The following is a 17,393-nucleotide window of genomic DNA, read 5'->3' on the forward strand; positions in this document are numbered from 1 at the left end:
GTTTAAGTCAGCTAAGTAATAAGCTGACAACAAGTGCATTGAATAAAAAGTACAACTGAACCTGGGATAACCTAAACATGAAACTCAACAAATCTGCTTTTAACAAAAGGCGCCTGGCATTGGCAACAAGAAGGGCGTTACGTACACCTCTTTACTCCATGTCTGCCCTGGCGTTGGCGAGTGCAATGGTATGCGCTCCGGCTGTGGCTCAGCAGGCTGGTGGGATTAAAGGAAAAGTCGTAGGTGAGCAAGGCGCTGCGGTGGCTGGCGTAACGGTAACTGCAACCAGTAATGTGATGCCAAAGCCGCGCACGGCGACGACCTCAGAAGATGGTAGTTATAACCTGCCACTTTTGATTCCTGGACGCTATGAGCTGACCTTTAAGGCCGCCGATGGTACCGAACGTAAGGCGGTGGCGAATGTATTACTGGATCAGGTATCGAACGTCAGTATCGTGTTGGCACCTGCAAGCGCTGATGATACCGAGGTCATCCAAATTATCGGTAGCGCCATTGTTCGTGAAGGTAACTCCTCTCTGACTAACTCTATCGGTGACGACGTCGTTGAAGGCTTGCCGGTAGGACAAAGTTATCGTGATCTGTTTAAGTTAGTTCCCGGTGTTCAGTATTCAGAAAACAGCACCTTAGGTCCTGCAGCCGGTGGTTCGGGTGTGGATAATAAGTACGGTTTTGATGGCGTTGATGTGTCACTGCCGTTGTTTGGTAACCTGGCTTCTGAGCCTTCCACTCATGATATCGAAATGGTGTCTATGGAGCGTGGTGGTGCCAAAGCCATTGGTTTTAACCGCTCTGGCGGTTTTGCCATGAATACCAAATCAAAGTCTGGTACCAATGAATTTAGAGGCAAGATCGAATATAAACTTCAAGATGCCAATTTTTCTGCTAGCCCTGAAGAAGGTATTGATCAGGAAGTCGACAAAAGCTGGGTAACCGCTAACTTTGGTGGCCCGCTAATTGAAGATGAACTGTTTTTCTATGCTTCTTACTATCGTCCGGAAGAAGACGGACAGAGCAAAACCACAGCTTATGGCGACGTTAAGCCTTATAAGAGTGTCAGGGACGAGTACTTTGGTAAGTTAACCTGGGCTCCAACCTATGAGTTGCTGCTCAATTTAAGCTATAGAACGTCTGAAAAGGAAGAAACGGCCGCTTCTATTGGTCAGTATGAAGCTGATTCAGCCTCTGCGGGTAATACTGCTGACCAGGACGTATTGATTTTCGATGGTTCATATATTATCGATGACTACACCACACTGAGTTTTCAGTACAGTGAATTCAAGCTGGAAACCGCAGGTGTACCTGATACTAAGTTGAGCGTCGTTCCTACTATTGGTGGCTCCTTGGATCTGGCTAACCTTGATCAAATGGGGTATTTGAACGTACCGGAGTTAAAATCTGATGAAGGTTTTGATAACGCTGGTGCACAAGCCTTGATTGATAAATACGGTTATCAGGAAAATGGTGTTCGTCGCGGCGGCGGTGGCGTCGGCGGTTTCTTCCAATACGATAATATTAACTTCTATCGTGACACCTTCGAGACAGCACTTAAGCATGAAATGATGCTCGGAGAATCAACCCACAACCTGCACTTCGGCTTTAAGTGGATGGAAAGTGAAGAAGAGTTGATTCGGGATTCCAATGGCTGGGGATCTATCTCTTATATTGGGGGCCTTGAGACTGCAACGGATGGTAGCCCAATCTATTATCGTAGCTATACCCAGCAATCCACTTTTGGTGATATTGAAAGCTCGGTGCCATCCATTGTGTCTTCCATTGAAACCTATAGCTTCGAAATCAATGACACCATCGAACATGGCGACTTTACCTATAATATCGGCGTACTGATCAGTAAAGATACTTACTACGGTCAGGGTTTACGTCCTAAAGATGGTACGGTTTCAGGTTTTGAGGTTGCACCAGGCAATAAATACAAGATGTACTCAATTGACTGGAAAGATTTGATTCAACCGCGTTTAGGGGTGGAGTGGCGTTATGATGGTGAAAATACCGTATTTGCTAACTTTGCCCAGTACAATCCTGAGGCCAGTTCTTTAGCCCGAGCCGCGTCCTGGGATAGAAACGCTCGTCCTCAATTAGAAGTGTGGTTTGATAAAGATGGTAACTATATCGAGTCGACCCCAAGGGAAGGCTCGTCTGGTAAAGCCTTCCAGGACAATATGCAGCCTCGTCGTATTGATGAGTTTACCATTGGTACCACTAAACAGCTGACAGATGAATGGTTCCTGCGCGGTCACGCCAGATATCGTGAGGGATCGCATTTCTGGGAAGATGTGCCTAATACCGCGCGCTTGTCCGGTACTTATGGCAGTGGTTCCGTTCCTGCACACATTGCTGACAGAGGTCTTTACGTAGATAACCTGGCTGACATCCGAGCCGAAATTGGCGGTTCTTCCTACGTTATTGCTGAAGTTGATGATGGTCAGACCAAGTACTGGGAATTGAGCCTGGAAGCAGAATGGAATGGTGACAACACTTATCTGAATGCGTCCTATGTATGGAGCCATTACTACGGTAACTTTGACCAGGACAATACGACGCAGACGAATGACGCCAATACCTTTGTTGGCTCGTCAAACTACAACGATGGTAACGGACGTTATTCCTGGGACAACAAATATGGGACGCTAAGTAGCGATAAGCCGCATTTGTTAAAAGTGTTCGGTTACTACACCACCGACTGGAATGCCAATATTGGTGCTTACTTGTTGTACCAATCTGGTCAGCCATGGGAAAAATGGGATCCAACCATATATGGCTATGCCAGTACTGTATCAGCGACTAACCGTTATGGTGAGCCAGCAGGCAGTCGTCGTGGACCTAGCCACTGGCAATTGGATTTGAACTATACCCAGGATTATCAATTGACCGATGATTTTGTGCTGAAGTTCAGAGCTGACCTGTTTAACGTGTTCGACCGTCAAACTGGCTATAGCTTTAATCCATACGCGTTCTCCGATACCTTCGGAGAGCCTCGTAGATACTACAATCCTCGTAGGTTACAGGTTTCTGTGGCGGTGGAATTCTAAGCAAAATAACCGGCCCTGCTTTGCAGGGCCATACTCAAAATCCTCGCCGTTGGTCGGGGATTTTTTTTAAGCAGTTCGCCACTTCTGCGGAGGCGAGACTGAGCAGTACACTACACAAGTAAACTAAGATAAGAGATCACTATGCCGTTTCAGAAGGGAATTATTCGCCGTACCTTGGTTGGGGTTGCCGCCATGGTAGGTTTGGTAGGATGCAGTAGCTTTTCAGTGCAGCAAATGCCATCACAAAGCTATAACCACAGAGTACAGTTCCTGGTCATGCATTTTACCGCCATTGATTATCAAAAATCGGTGAATGCGCTGGTAACGGGTAAACATGTGAGCTCTCACTACCTGATTCCTGAACGATTTGATCCAAGCTACCCAGGCGGCGATGATTTGCAGGTTTACCAATTGGTCGATGAACACGACAGAGCCTGGCATGCTGGCAGAAGCTATTGGCAGGGCCGGGAAGATCTTAATGACCAGTCCATCGGCATTGAAATTGTTAACGTTCCCCGTTGTGAGCGCCCTATGGGCCATCATTTTATGGACCCCGAGCAAAGCAGCGAACATGGTGACGGGCGCCTGTGTATTTTCCCAGACTATGATCCCAAACAGATTGAACTTTTAGTCAAGTTGTCTAAGCAGATTTTGGCGCGTAACCCTGATATCGGTCCAACCCAGGTAATAGGTCATTCAGATATTACGCCCAGTCGTAAGAATGATCCCGGTCCGCGCTTTCCCTGGTATCAGTTATATAAAGAAGGTATTGGCGCTTGGTATGACAATGATACGGTAAATACGTACTGGCAGCAGTTTAGTCATACCCCACCCAGCCTCAGTTTGTTGCAATCAGCGCTGCGTGCCTATGGTTACGGCATTCTGGAAACAGGCGAAATGGATGGTCAGACCTTAGACACATTATCAGCCTTCCAAATGCACTTCTTACCCTGGCATGTAAGTGGTGAAGCGTCGGATAAAACGGCCGCAGTTTTATTCGCTTTACTGGATAAGTATTTCCCTAAGAAACTGGAACGCTTAATGAGCCGCTATGCCAAAGAACAAGTGGCCGAGCCAGTTTTGATAACCCAGGTATTGCGTGGGCAGATAGACGAAGTTTTCCCCCAGCCAGAGCCCAGCACCAGAGTATTTATTAATGATCGTCGGGTATTTAAAGCCTATGCGGGTCAGGGCGAAATTATTATCGATAGTCAGGATGCGCAAAGTGCGGATATCTATATCAATGATCAAAAGCTGAATATTCAGCAGCCATTTGCAGCTAATCAGCAATATCGCTATTCCCTGTCAAAACGCACGCATAACGGCACTAACACACTGAAAATTGCCAATGTGCAGCCGCAGGGGGCGAGTATTCGCGTCACTATTCCTTATCCACAATTACAGCCAGCAGACAACAAGGCTTACAACTTTAAAGCCGTTGATACCCTGATTCAGGATGATATTGCCAAAGGCTTCCCTGGTGCCGTACTGATGGTGATAAAAGACGGCAAAGTGGTGAAGCAAACGGCCTATGGTTATCAAAAGCGTTATGATGAAAATGGCCAGCTACTGGCAAACCCACAGCCTATGCGCGCCAATACCCTGTTTGATATGGCTTCAAACACCAAAATGTATGCGACCAACTATGCACTGATGAAACTGGTGAGCCAGGGGAAGCTGGATATCAATAGCCCTATTGCCGATTACATTCCTGAGTATAAAGGCGGTGGGCGCAGTGTCAGAACGGTAAAAGATCTACTTGAGCATACGGCGGGATACGCCAGCGAAGTGCGCTTCTTTGACCGCAATAATGCCTTGGGCGAGCGATTTTTCTCCCAGAATAAGGCGCGTACCGAGCAATTGCTGATATCTCAGGTGCCTTTTGAAACCGGCCGACATGTTCGCACTTTATACAGCGATACCGACTATATGCTGCTCGGGCTTTTAATTGAACGTATCTCAGGTATGCCCCTTGATGCTTACGTGGAAACGCAGATTTTTCAGCCGCTTGGATTAACCAATACGGTGTTTAACCCCTTGCATAAGGGATTTAGCAAGGGCCAGTTTGCCGCCACCGAGCTGCAGGGGAACAGCCGTGACGGTCGCCTGAGCTTTGACAATATCCGTACTTATACCTTGCAGGGGGAAGTGCATGATGAGAAAGCTTTTTACGCAATGGGCGGCGTTTCCGGCCATGCCGGCATGTTTTCAACTGTGTCAGATATGGCGGTCCTCACCCAGATTCTGCTGAATCGCGGTGGTTACGGGCAACAGCAGGTATTCAGTGCCAATGTACTTGATCAGTTTGCTAAAGCCTCCGACGCTGATATCACCCAGGGCTTGGGCTGGCGTCGTGCCGGTAATGGGGAAAGGGCATGGCATTTTGGCCCTTATGCCAGCCCGCTAGCCATTGGTCACACAGGTTGGACTGGCACGGTGACCGTAGTCGATCCTGCCTACGACCTTGCCATTATTCTGCTGACCAATAGAAAGCATAGCCCGATTGTTGACTTGGAAAACGGCTATGGTTTCAGTGGCGATGAGTTTGAAACAGGACGCTATGGCAGTGTGATTTCACTGGTTTATGAAGCCATTTTAGGTAAGCCGTAAATCTTTTAATAGTAAGGAATTAAGGGATGATCCAAGCAAAAAAACAGTTATGCTATGGCGTTATACCCTTAATAAAAAAATGCATGACCAGAAGCTGGGTACAGAGGCGCTAGGGAGAGAATTTGACCTGTTTATTAAAGATGCAAGCCATGCGCGAAAACATGTCGTCCAGTGAGAAAAGGCTGGCTGACTTTATATTGGATAATACCCACTTATTGCGTGATTACTCATCACAGCAATTAGCCAATGCGGTGGGGGTCAGCCAATCCAGTGTGGTTAAGTTTAGCCAGAAGATGGGGTATCGGGGTTATCCTGACCTAAAACTGGCGGTTAATGAAAGCCTGGCCAGGGGCCTGGGCCTGCAAAACCAAAACGGCTCATTTGACAGCAATGATGAGAGGGAACTCATCAGCGATCTTATCCGCCAGGAAGCCATGAAGACCATTGACTACCTGGCAGAAGTGGAAATATCTGATGCCTTTAGCCAGGCGCTGGCAGTATTAATTAATGCCACATGCATACAAGTACAAGGAACCGGTGAGGGCCATTATCCTGCGACTCGACTTGCACAAGGGTTATGTCAGTTGCCCAAGCAAGTTCAGCATGTAAGCGATCAGCGCCTGGATCTATTGTTGGCTGAGCAAGCTGTCGATAACAAGGTGTTGGTGGTAATTAGTATTGATGACAGTGATAGTCACCTACAAGAGCTTATTAGAATCAATCGTAGTCACAGGGCTAAAATCATTGGCATTTGTAAATACGGAGATACGCGCTTGCCCAGTTTGTGCGATATTACCTTGCAAATGCTGGTGGACAGTCATCATCCAGACGTTGTGGTACCACCGCAAGCTATCAATCTCTCTTACTTGGTGGACTTGCTGGTATTGTCCCTGCAAAAAGGGGTAGGGAAAGGTTAATTTGCGCGAACCATGTCGCGTTGGGCGGCTTGTCTTTGTCTTCGTGTTCTCGGCATAGTTCGTGATGAGAAAATAAAACCTGTCAGGCCATTATTGGCCTTGGTAGCCATTTGGGTTTTGCGATTGCCAACGCCAGGTATCTTGGCACATCTCCTCAATACCTTTAGTGGCTTTCCAGTCTAATTCCTGTTCAGCCAAGCTGGCATCGGCATAGCAGGAGGCCACATCACCGGCACGGCGTGGCGCAATCAAATAAGGCACGGGTTTGCCGCTGGCTTGTTCAAAGGCTTTAACCATATCCAATACGCTGTAACCTTGTCCTGTGCCGAGGTTATACACCTTTAGTCCGGCATGTTGTTGCAGTTTATCTAGTGCTTTTAGATGACCGGCGGCCAAATCTTCTACATGGATATAGTCGCGCACTCCCGTGCCATCGGCAGTAGGGTAATCATCGCCGAATACATTTAATACTTCTCTACGCCCGGTGGCGACTTGCGCAACAAAAGGCATCAGATTGTTGGGAATACCATTGGGATCTTCACCAATACGACCAGAAGAGTGGGCGCCAACCGGATTAAAATAACGCAACAGGGCGATGTTCCAGCTGGGGTCGGCGTTGAACAGGTCTTTAAGAATTAACTCGACCATTAATTTGGACTGACCATAAGGGTTAGTTGGACGGCCGGTAGGCATGGACTCCACGAGCGGCAGTGACACCGGGTCGCCATATACGGTAGCAGAGGAGCTGAACACGAGGTTTTTAACACCATGAGCCTGCATGGCCTCACAAAGCACCAGGGTGCCATAAACATTATTCTGATAATAACGCAGCGGTTGTTCTACGGATTCACCGACGGCTTTGAGGCCGGCAAAGTGGATAACAGCTTCAATTTTTGACTCGGAAAACAGACGGTTAAGTAGCGCACTATCACGAATATCACCTTGGACAAAATCAAGGGACTTGCCAGTAAGTTGTTCAACTCGCTTCAATGACTCGGCCGATGCATTGCAAAGGTTGTCCAATACTGTGACCAAATGGTCTGCTTCCAGCAGTTGCAAGACGGTATGGCTACCTATGTACCCAGCGCCACCGGTGACTAGAATTCGAGACATTTCTTTACCTTCCTTATTGGTTATCTGATAGATATTTTTCACATAAAGCGTATTGAACCGGTTTGAGCACGAGTGGATAGGCCATAATGACCAGCGCCGCCCAAAACAGTGCCCACCAGTTGTCACTTGCTCGCATAATAAAAACAAAAAGTGGCAATAAGATCAGCAGCTTTAATATATTTAACAGCATCTTCTCAGGCAGACTGAGTTTACGTGCAGCCTGATTCAACCTGGCCAGCCTTTGATTTAACGGTAAGTGAGAAAGTGCCGGTATATTGCGGCTTGATAGGTATAGCTTCATGGCAAGTCAGCTGGCGGAAATCGTGGCGCAAGCATACCTGAAAATTACGACCTTTTCAGCTCGACCAGAATGTATAAAGCCTATACGTAAAATAGAAACGCCCGGCTGACCGGGCGTTCTTTGATTTATCAGGCGTTGGTTGGTTGGCCAACGGGGGCCTGGGGGGGAGTGTCCTGTTCGGGCTTATCTGCCAGTTTTTCCCAATGCCGGGTTTTCAGCGCCAGTAGGAAGACAACGATACCCACAGCAATGCTAAACAGCGTGATCTGCATAAACAGATCCGGCATTTCAGCTGGCTTTTCAGGATCAAAGTTACCGGCAAGCAGACCAGCAACTACGTTACCAATGGAGTAGGTAAGCACAAATACCCCCATCATCTGGCCAGCCATTCGCTTAGGTGACAGTTTACTCACGGCGCTTAAGGCGACCGGACTCAAGCAGAGTTCCCCTACAGTGTGCAGGAAGTAAGTAGCGATTAGCCAGAAGGGCGCCACTTTAAGGCCGCTGGCAGCCAATTGTGCAGCAATAAACATCACAATAAAGCCGGTGGCCATAATGATCAGACCTATGGCACTTTTAAAGCCGTACGATGGATTGATCATGCGCTTGCTGAGGTTAATCCACAGGGCTGCAAAGAAGGGCGACATAATGACCAAAAAGATCGAGTTAGCCGACTGGAACCAGGCTGTCGGAATTTCGAAGGTGCCGATCATGCGGTCGGTCAGGTCGCGGCCGAACAGGTTCAGAGAGGAACCGGCTTGCTCAAATCCGGCCCAAAAACAGGTGGATGCCACACAGACTAAAAATAAGGCCAGCAAACGGCGGGTTTCGTCACCGGTTAACTTGCCGAACATAAAGATAGCGGCGTAGTAAATCAGGAAAACAGCAGTAATGGCGATAGCAACATACTGCGCCATCACCACAGGATTAACACTCAGGTGGCCGCTCATCATCAAAAAGGTAATGACCGCCAGTGCAATAAGAAAACCAACAATTACCATCCAGCTAGTACGCACCGCTCCGGCTGATAGCGGCTCAGTTGGCCCATTTCCAATGTTGGCCAATTTGGGCAGGGTCTGACGATATTGAATTAAACCCAGACCCATACCAATGGCTGCGGCACCAAAGGCCCAGTGCCAGCCCATGTTAGTTTGCAAGTAGCCACAGATGAAGTAGCCGATAATAGAGCCAATGTTGATACCCATGTAATACAGGGTGTAGCCAGCATCGCGGCGCTGGTCTTCTGCGCTGTACAATTGGCCTACCAAAGCGCCGATATTAGGCTTCAGCAATCCGGTGCCTAATACCACCAGAATTAAGCCGAGGAAGAATGTTTTGTCTGAGGGGATAGCCAATACAATATGGCCGGACATAATAATTAAGCCGCCATACCAAACGGCCTTTTGTCCGCCAATCAGACGGTCGGCCATCCAGCCGCCGGGCAAACCCATAAAGTATACAGCACCTGTGTATAAACCATAAATCGCCGTCGCAGAAGCCACAGTGATAGCCAGTCCGCCTTCCTGTAAGCTGGCGGTCATAAACAGCACCAGCAGTGCGCGCATGCCGTAGTAGCTCATGCGTTCCCACATTTCAGTGAAAAACAGGGTGGATAGTCCGCCGGGATGGCCAAAAAAGGCAGTGTCGAGATTGTTATTGTTTGAAGGGGTTGTCATTAGTGCTGGCCTCCGCAAAAATTGCCGGCGGCCGGAAGACCGGAGTCGGATGGTTTCATTAATCCTTCCTTATTTAATAATAATTATCAGGAATCAAACGTTTAGCCGGTCATCAGACTAAAAATGGTACAAAAACCAGCCAATACGCACGCTGCAAACGCTCGGTTATACCGTTCACCTCAGTTGAATGCAAGTGTATTGCGGTAAGTTCAATAGCTGAGCTCTGTGGTTGATAGGATCTCAAAACCTATTGCAGAGGACTCTTACCAGATGCGCATTTTGTAGCATATTGTAGCTGGTGGTAAAGGCGCTGCTTTGCTACCATTTCGCATCAGATGTTTTGTCGGTCTGGAACCTGTTTACTCAGCTTTCCTGGGTTCGCATAACTGGAACAGATTAGCACCAAGTTTATTATTAGTTTTGTCGTCGCAAAGATATTTGACGTATTTTGAAATTTTATTATTTGCGCCCCCAATTTTTCTTGCTGAGAAAATCGTGAAGATTAGAAAGATAAATGAATGTAGAGCGTCGGATGTTATTTCTTGTTATGGCTGATTGTATCTTTATTTTATTAGAGCCAAGGAAATAATATATGTTGGCGTATCTTGAGATAATACCTTTATTCACCGCATTTTTTGTGGCGTTTTTATCTTTGGTTGTAATGACTCCTTTTGCGCGTCAACTGGGTTTGGTTGATTCGCCTGACATTAGGAAACGCCACACTGGTGTGGTGCCATTAACCGGTGGGGTTTCTATATTTCTAGCGGTATTAGTTGCTAGTTTAGCTACCGATGCATGGATGAAAAACTATCCTCTATTTTTTACAGCATCGGCAGTGATTATTTTATTAGGTATGCTGGATGACCGTTTTAATTTAAGTGCAAAGGGACGCTTATTTTGTCAGTTTGGTGTTGCCTCCATCATGGCTTGGAGCGCTCAAAACTACATCACCGATTTAGGCGATATTTTAGGTTTTGGTGAGCTCTACTTGGGCACAGCCGGTTATTTTTTTACACTTGTTTGTGTTGTTGGTGTAATTAATGCCTTCAATATGATTGATGGAATTGACGGTTTGGCTGGTGGAATGAGCCTGGTCGTGTTGTTCTCCGTCGTATTTCTAATGTTAATGTCGAATAATGGTGGTGCAATTATGGCGCCGCTGATTATCATTGCTGCTATTGTCCCTTTCCTTGCCTTTAATCTTAATATCAAAGGGTTCCGTGGTAACAAGATTTTCATGGGAGACTCTGGCAGTATGTTTATTGGCTTAACCATTGTTTGGTTGCTGGTAGAGTTTACTCAGGGGAACAAACCAGCAATGCGTCCAATCACCGCAGTTTGGTTAATTGGATTACCTCTTATGGACATGGCTGCAATCATGTATCGCCGGGCTAAGCAAGGCCAGTCAATGTTGAGACCAGATAGACAGCATTTGCATAATATTTTTATGCGGGCCGGATTTTCCCAGACAAAGTCTCTGATAATTATCGTGTGTTTGGGGGCGGTTTACTCGGCGGTCGGAATCAGTGGCGAATTGTTTAATGTATCTGAGTCCGTAATGTTTTATCTTTTTGTAGTTGTACTAATCCTTTACAGCTTTGTGTTACAGAATATATGGAAAATACTAAGAATAGTCAGGCGTTGGAGAAAACGCGTATAATTCGCCAACATTGTGTTGGTGATTTTTAATTATAAAATCTAAAAATAGCGACATGTTTAAAAAAAATATTTTGGTTATTTTTTCTCTTTCATTTATGTATGGTTGTGCGTCTGCACCCGAGCAACCTGTCTCTACAAGGGCACTTGTAGCCACCACAGCTGAAATTGATTATCGAACCTTACCTTCGTCCTACACCAACTTGTTAAGTTCTCCTAAGACTACCGATGTGCAAATTGGCAACTTCACTGCAAGCATTGGTGACCTATATTTTTCAGCCGCTGGCTATCCATGCCGGAAGCTGAAGTTTCAAAGTGACACTGCTGCGCAAATCAATCTTAACGTGGCATGCCAGCGAAAGGCAGGAAGCAACTGGTCAATAACCAGGCCTGTTCTAGCAAACGATACACAGGTTTGGATAATCGAGAATAATTGATGAAGAACTTAACCGCATTGTTATTTGTGATGTTATGCGTTGTTTTCGTTCATAACGCTGTTGCACAGTCTGCCTCGAGCCAATCTTATTTAAACGATGGCACTGCTACGCAATCTTTTGTTCCTAATGCCACAGTGCCCCAAATGCAGGCGCTGCAAAGCGATCAGGGCAGCAGAATCGATGTTTCTCAATATATGCAAAAAGGTGGGTATGGCTATCCATTGCCTGGTCAGCCTCTAGCGGGGCAGATTGGCGCTGATCCAACTCAGGTGCAAGCATATGGAGCAAATCTGTTTTTTGGCAACTTTGAGGCGCAGAGAAGCGACGGTATCAACCCTGACTACAAAATAGCACCGGGAGACAAAATATCGATTTGGCTTTGGGGAGCAGTTAACTTTGCAGAAGTGTTGACCGTTGATAATCAGGGCAACATTTTTATTCCTGATGTTGGCCCTGTGAGGGTAATCGATCTCCCCGCCGGCAGTCTCAACAGCGCCGTAACTGAGCGAATCAAATCGGTCTATGTAAGTAACGTTAATGTCTACGTTAATTTACTGGTTGCCACACCAGTCAGTGTATTTGTGTCTGGTCCCGTACAGCGACCTGGTAAGTATGCTGGATTGACGTCTGATTCTGCGCTCTACTATTTACAGCGTGCAGGTGGGATTGATCCTCAAAGAGGAAGTTATCGACATATTTCCCTGATAAGGGACGGTGCCGAAATTGCAACTTACGACCTGTATGAATTTCTTAGAACAGGGCGTTTGGATTCTGTACCGTTTAAAGACAATGATGTTTTACTGGTTGGTCAGCAAGGACCTGTTGTTACAGTAGAAGGTGCTGCCCGTTACCCATTCAGGTTTGAACTGGACAAAACGGTTTCTGTCGGTAGAGACCTAAATTTTTATGCCAGACCGCTTAGCAAAGCAAGTCATGTAGGTATCTTCGGCGACAGGGATACCGGTCCTATCTCCGTGTACTTGCCGTTAGCCGAGTTTGACGATTTTCAGGTTAAAGACGGTGACCGGGTCTTATTTAATGACGATTTAAGAGCAGACGTGATCAGCATTAGAGTGTCCGGTAGCTATCTTGGTCCCTCGTTTTATGCAGTCAAAAGAGATGCGCGTTTGCTGGATTTGTTGGACTACATTCAGGTTGATAAAGAACAGGCGAACATCAAATCAATTTACATCAAACGAAAAAGTGTCGCAGAAGCACAGAAACGTATGATCGAAGAGTCATTACAACGACTAGAACGTAGCGTATTTACCGCACCCGCATCGTCTACCGGGGAAGCCGGTATTCGCGCCGAAGAAGCAAAATTGGTGGCCAGCTTTGTTCAACGGGCCAGGAAAATAGAGCCTTTAGGTAAGGTGGTGATTTCATCCGGAAACAATATTGCCAACGTTCGGCTTGAAGAAGGAGACGAGATCGTTATTCCGATCAAGAGCGATTTGGTTAATATTGCTGGCGAAGTACTTCTGCCTCAGGCCGTGGTATACAACAAAGATGCGAACATCAGTGACTATATTGCATGGGCCGGGGGATTTACCGAGCGTGCTGATCCGGATCGGATCGCGGTAGTTCATGCAAACGGACTGACAAGCTTTATGGAAATCAGCGATGGTCGTGGTTGGTATTCTGCATCGGTGCAAGACAACATCAAGCCTGGAGACGAGGTGATTGTTTTACCCAGGGTAGACACCAAAGTGTTGCAAGCAGTGAAAGATATTACGCAGATAATCTACCAAATTGCTGTTGCAGCGAATGTTGCGCTTAAAGATTAATCTCTGCTCAGGTTCACGCTATGAGTAGCATTGCTAAACGCGGTCCCTGGGGAATATGGAAAGATGTTATCTTTGCGCTTTTCGCAAGGGAGATTCGCGTCGGCTTCAACGATAAGTTAGGTATTGGCTGGGCTATTATTCAGCCGGTCTTGTTTATCTTTATTTTGTCTTTCCTGCGTGGGAGGCTAAATGGTGGAGAAACCCACGGCATTCCTACGTTTGTCTTTATGGCCTTCGGCATGGTGCTGATTCAGTGTTTTCTGCAAACTTTCCTGGCTGGCGCGAAGGCCATTAAGAAAAACAAAGCGTTGTTTGCATTCCGGCAGGTTCAGCCAATTAGCGTTGTCCTGGCGAGTGGACTGTTTGAGCTATTGGTAAAAATATTCGTCAGTCTGGGAATGGGACTGATGATGTATTTTCTTGATCTGGAATTACAACTGTCGGACCCGTTGAGTCTGATGTTTTATTTTTTTTCCCTCTGGTTATTCTCGTTATCTCTTGGGTTTATTGTCGGGCTAGTTGGTTTGTATATTCCTGAGGTGGATAAAATACAGAACCTGATGACCCGACCACTTTTTTTCATCTCAGGCGTATTTTTCTCGCTGCAAGATTTCCCGCAAGAATATTGGTGGCTGCTTGATTGGAACCCAATACTCCACGCTATAGAGTTGAGCCGCTACGCAGCATATCCTACATATGGTCAGGTCGGGGTAAGCAGCACTTATCTGGCTATGTCGGTGTTAACCTCTACCTTTTTGTGTTTGTCCATTTATCAGGCGTATTGGAAAAAGGCCATTTCCAGATGATTAGTTTGGTCAATGTCACCAAGTTTTATAAGACCAGCTTGGGCAATAAGTACATATTCAAAGATCTCTCCTTTGATATTCCAATTGGGCACAATATTGCCATTTTGGGATCAAATGGAGCGGGGAAGTCAACATTGTTTCGTTTGCTTGCTGGCAGTGAATACCCGAACAAAGGAAAAGTACATTGCACTTTGAATGTTTCCTGGCCGGTTGCTTTGGCGACTGGAATTCACCCTGAAATGACTGGTAGAGAAAACACGCGCTTCATTGGCAGGGTAAATGGAGTAAAAGATTTAAATCGTTATGAAGATCGCGTGAAGCGATTTGCGGAGTTGAGAAACAACTACGAGTTGCCAGTGAGAACTTATTCAAGTGGCATGCGTTCCAGATTGGCTTTTGCCTGTTCTATCGCCATTGATTTTGATGTCTATCTGATAGATGAAGTGACGTCTGTCGGGGATGCTGGATTTAAACGTAAAGCCAAGGAAGCGCTGTTGGAGCGCAGTAAAAATGCCAATGTCATCATGGTAAGCCACGATATGCGAGATATTCGCCAGTTTTGTGATAGTGCAATTGTATTACACCAGGGCGAATTAACTTTTTATAACGATTTGGATGAAGGTATCCGGAAGTACCAGGCGCTTTAAAAAAATGACCAAAGAATCACAACGAGAATTAGAGCTACGGTTAGATGAATTCCGACGGGAATCCCTTGCAGAGGGGGATTGGCGACGCCCTGTAAGGCTTTCTATGGCTGCTGGGAAATTAAAAGATACGGATCCTGCGCTAGCGCTACGAATCTATCAACGAGTACGGGTGCTGCAGCCAGACTCTGCCGTGGTTCGCAAACATATCAAAGAGTTAAACGCCTTACTGCGCAGAACCAAGCCAGAGTTGATGCGCAGCTCTTCTAATGAAAACACCACGCCAGAGCCACAAGGTCCTGTTGAGCAGATACAGCCTGAGCTATCAATGCAAGAGCGTGTTAAGACCTTTCTGAAAACCCCGCTGTCTCTGGCTGTGTTTCTGCCATTCGTTATTTTTGCATTTTATCAGTTGGTTTGGGCCAGTGACATGTATGAAAGTCAAAGCCAATTGATTATTCAGCAGCCCAGCGGAGTAAGTACTCTCGACCCTTCTATGGCTTTATTGTCTGGCCTGACAGGCAAAAGCAGTAGCCCGGATACTGAATTGGTTAAAACCTACATTCATTCAAGTGATTTGTTGGCTTATCTGGAAAACGAAATAAAGTTTACCGCCTATTTCAGTGGTTCTGATGCCGATATGTTTAGTCGTTTATCCACGGATGCCAGTCTCGAAGACAGGTTGTCTTACTATCAAAAGCGTATAAGTGTGGAAGTGGATGATGCATCCAAAGTTATTACGCTTAAGGCGCAGGCCTTTGATCCTGAATATGCGCACCTGTTATCAAATACTATTGTTCAGCGCGCAGAGTGGTATATCAATAAGATAGGTAATCAATTGGCTGAGGCACAGTTGCAGTTCGTTAAGAAAGAGCATGAGCAGGTAGAGGCCAGGTTACAGAAGGCAAAACAGGACCTGCTGATTTTTCAACGTGAGTATAATTTACTTGACCCTATTGCCGAAGGAATGGCGCTTCAGCAAATTACCTATGCACTAGAAGGGCAAATTGCTGCCAAAGAAGCTGAGCTCAGAACGCTGAAAGGGAGTATGAGCGAAAATGCATCTGCGGTTATACAGACCCGTGAACAACTGCAAAGTCTGAAATTACAGCTTAAACAGGAACGCGACAGGTTGACGCGCAATGATGGTCTCTCTCTAGACGCTGATTCAATGGGCGTGAATGAAATTCAAGCCAGATTCAGTAGCCTGAAGACCGAACTGGAATTTGCTCTGGAAGCGCTTTCCGCCTCTTTAGTGTCGTTGGAAAAATCAAGGATAGAAGCTTATCGTCAACTCAAATATCTGGTTATCGTTGAATCACCAACCTTACCTGAAGAAGCGAAATATCCCCGTGTTTTACACAACCTAACGCTATTTCTGGCGGTGGCCTTTATGCTCTTTGGTATTGCCAAAATCATCCTGGCTACAGTAGAGGAATTACGTTGACACTATATTCATTAATTCATTCATATTTAAGTTAATTGGGTAACTGATAATGCGCAAAGGTATTGTGCTGGCCGGAGGGTCTGGGACACGTTTACATCCTCTGACTAGTGTCGTCAGCAAACAACTTATGCCGGTTTACGATAAACCGATGATTTACTACCCCATATCCACTCTAATATTGGCGGGTATCCGCGATATATTAATCATCACCACCCCTGAGGAGCAAAGCAGGTTTAGTGCTTTATTAGGTGACGGTAGTCAATGGGGGGTTAATTTTAGTTATGTTGCACAACCTTCTCCAGATGGCCTGGCACAGGCATTCATATTGGGTGAGGAATTTATTGCAAATGACCCTTGTACTTTGATTCTTGGAGACAATATTTACTACGGCCACGATTTACAGCTTTCTCTTTTGAATGCCGCCAAGCGGGACTCGGGCGCCACAGTGTTTGGTTATCACGTCAATGATCCTCAGCGATATGGTGTGGTTGATTTTGATGACGACTGGAATGCTCTTTCTATTGAAGAGAAACCGGCGCAGCCTAAATCGAGCTATGCTGTGACCGGTTTGTATTTCTATGACAATGATGTGGTTCAGCTGGCCAAGCAGGTAAAGCCATCTAAAAGAAATGAGCTGGAGATAACCGATTTGAATTCGTTGTATCTTCAGGCGGGTAAGCTCAGTGTCGAGCTGTTGGGCAGAGGGTCTGCTTGGCTCGATACAGGTACCTTGGATAGTCTGTTAGATGCCGCTAACTTTATTGCTGCCATTGAGAAGAGGCAGGGGCTGAAAATAAGTTGTCCGGAAGAAATTGCTTTTAGGAAGGGCTACATCAGCGCCGAGCAATTGGAAGCATTAGCCCGTCCCCTGATAAAGAGTGGGTATGGTATGTACCTCATGAAAATACTGCACGACAAGGTGAAATAGGCC

The 17,393-nt window shown here is 46.3% G+C and carries 13 protein-coding genes; 10 read left to right on the forward strand and 3 right to left on the reverse strand.

Annotated features, from left to right (window positions below; translation table 11 throughout):
* Nucleotides 1–77: 77 nt before the first annotated feature.
* The 3 genes from J0A65_RS11095 to J0A65_RS11105 all read left to right on the forward strand — a co-directional run bounded on the left by J0A65_RS11095 (nucleotide 78) and on the right by J0A65_RS11105 (nucleotide 6,595).
* On the forward strand, nucleotides 78–3,068 hold the full coding sequence (locus tag J0A65_RS11095; RefSeq protein WP_206594249.1) for a carboxypeptidase regulatory-like domain-containing protein: 2,991 nt from the start codon (nucleotides 78–80) through the stop codon (nucleotides 3,066–3,068).
* Between the two features lie 141 nt (nucleotides 3,069–3,209).
* Entirely contained in the window at nucleotides 3,210–5,678 is a 2,469-nt protein-coding gene (gene pbp4b, locus J0A65_RS11100; RefSeq protein WP_232849885.1) for a penicillin binding protein PBP4B, read from the forward strand.
* A 122-nt stretch (nucleotides 5,679–5,800) separates the two neighbouring features.
* Nucleotides 5,801–6,595, forward strand: a complete 795-nt coding sequence (locus J0A65_RS11105; protein WP_206594250.1) for a MurR/RpiR family transcriptional regulator — start codon at nucleotides 5,801–5,803, stop codon at nucleotides 6,593–6,595.
* Between the two features lie 90 nt (nucleotides 6,596–6,685).
* Here the strand turns inward: J0A65_RS11105 and galE are convergent, their stop codons facing one another.
* The 3 genes from galE to J0A65_RS11120 all read right to left on the reverse strand — a co-directional run bounded on the left by galE (nucleotide 6,686) and on the right by J0A65_RS11120 (nucleotide 9,685).
* A complete protein-coding gene (gene galE / locus J0A65_RS11110) occupies nucleotides 6,686–7,708 on the reverse strand; it encodes a UDP-glucose 4-epimerase GalE (RefSeq protein ID WP_206594251.1) in 1,023 nt (340 codons plus the stop codon).
* A gap of 13 nt (nucleotides 7,709–7,721) precedes the next feature.
* Entirely contained in the window at nucleotides 7,722–8,009 is a 288-nt protein-coding gene (locus J0A65_RS11115) for a DUF6170 family protein (RefSeq protein WP_206594252.1), read from the reverse strand.
* Between the two features lie 128 nt (nucleotides 8,010–8,137).
* The gene (locus tag J0A65_RS11120; RefSeq protein ID WP_206594253.1) at nucleotides 8,138–9,685 is read right to left on the reverse strand and encodes a peptide MFS transporter; all 1,548 of its coding nucleotides are present in this window, start codon (nucleotides 9,683–9,685) and stop codon (nucleotides 8,138–8,140) included.
* 592 nt (nucleotides 9,686–10,277) lie between these two features.
* On the opposite strand from J0A65_RS11120, the gene wecA reads away from it, so the two are divergent.
* From wecA to rfbA, 7 genes are read left to right on the forward strand one after another with little or no spacing between them, the layout of a single operon-like run.
* Nucleotides 10,278–11,345, forward strand: coding sequence for a UDP-N-acetylglucosamine--undecaprenyl-phosphate N-acetylglucosaminephosphotransferase (gene wecA, locus J0A65_RS11125; protein WP_206594254.1), 1,068 nt, complete (start codon nucleotides 10,278–10,280; stop codon nucleotides 11,343–11,345).
* A 52-nt stretch (nucleotides 11,346–11,397) separates the two neighbouring features.
* Complete coding sequence (locus J0A65_RS11130) at nucleotides 11,398–11,778, forward strand: hypothetical protein (protein ID WP_206594255.1); 381 nt, start codon at nucleotides 11,398–11,400, stop codon at nucleotides 11,776–11,778.
* On the forward strand, nucleotides 11,778–13,565 hold the full coding sequence (locus tag J0A65_RS11135) for a polysaccharide biosynthesis/export family protein (protein WP_232849886.1): 1,788 nt from the start codon (nucleotides 11,778–11,780) through the stop codon (nucleotides 13,563–13,565). Before J0A65_RS11130 ends, J0A65_RS11135 begins: the two co-directional genes overlap by 1 nt.
* Nucleotides 13,566–13,585: 20 nt before the next feature.
* Nucleotides 13,586–14,371 carry an ABC transporter permease gene (locus tag J0A65_RS11140; RefSeq protein WP_206594256.1) on the forward strand — a complete coding sequence of 262 codons (786 nt, stop codon included), beginning with the start codon at nucleotides 13,586–13,588 and terminating at the stop codon, nucleotides 14,369–14,371.
* Nucleotides 14,368–15,018 carry an ABC transporter ATP-binding protein gene (locus tag J0A65_RS11145; RefSeq protein WP_206594257.1) on the forward strand — a complete coding sequence of 217 codons (651 nt, stop codon included), beginning with the start codon at nucleotides 14,368–14,370 and terminating at the stop codon, nucleotides 15,016–15,018. Before J0A65_RS11140 ends, J0A65_RS11145 begins: the two co-directional genes overlap by 4 nt.
* 4 nt (nucleotides 15,019–15,022) lie before the next feature.
* Nucleotides 15,023–16,462, forward strand: a complete 1,440-nt coding sequence (locus J0A65_RS11150) for a KpsE/RkpR family capsule polysaccharide export protein (protein ID WP_206594258.1) — start codon at nucleotides 15,023–15,025, stop codon at nucleotides 16,460–16,462.
* 49 nt (nucleotides 16,463–16,511) lie between these two features.
* Complete coding sequence (rfbA, locus tag J0A65_RS11155; protein WP_206594259.1) at nucleotides 16,512–17,390, forward strand: glucose-1-phosphate thymidylyltransferase RfbA; 879 nt, start codon at nucleotides 16,512–16,514, stop codon at nucleotides 17,388–17,390.
* Nucleotides 17,391–17,393: the final 3 nt, after the last annotated feature.

The organism is Bowmanella yangjiangensis (assembly GCF_017255015.1).
GTDB classification, from domain to species: domain Bacteria; phylum Pseudomonadota; class Gammaproteobacteria; order Enterobacterales; family Alteromonadaceae; genus Bowmanella; species Bowmanella yangjiangensis.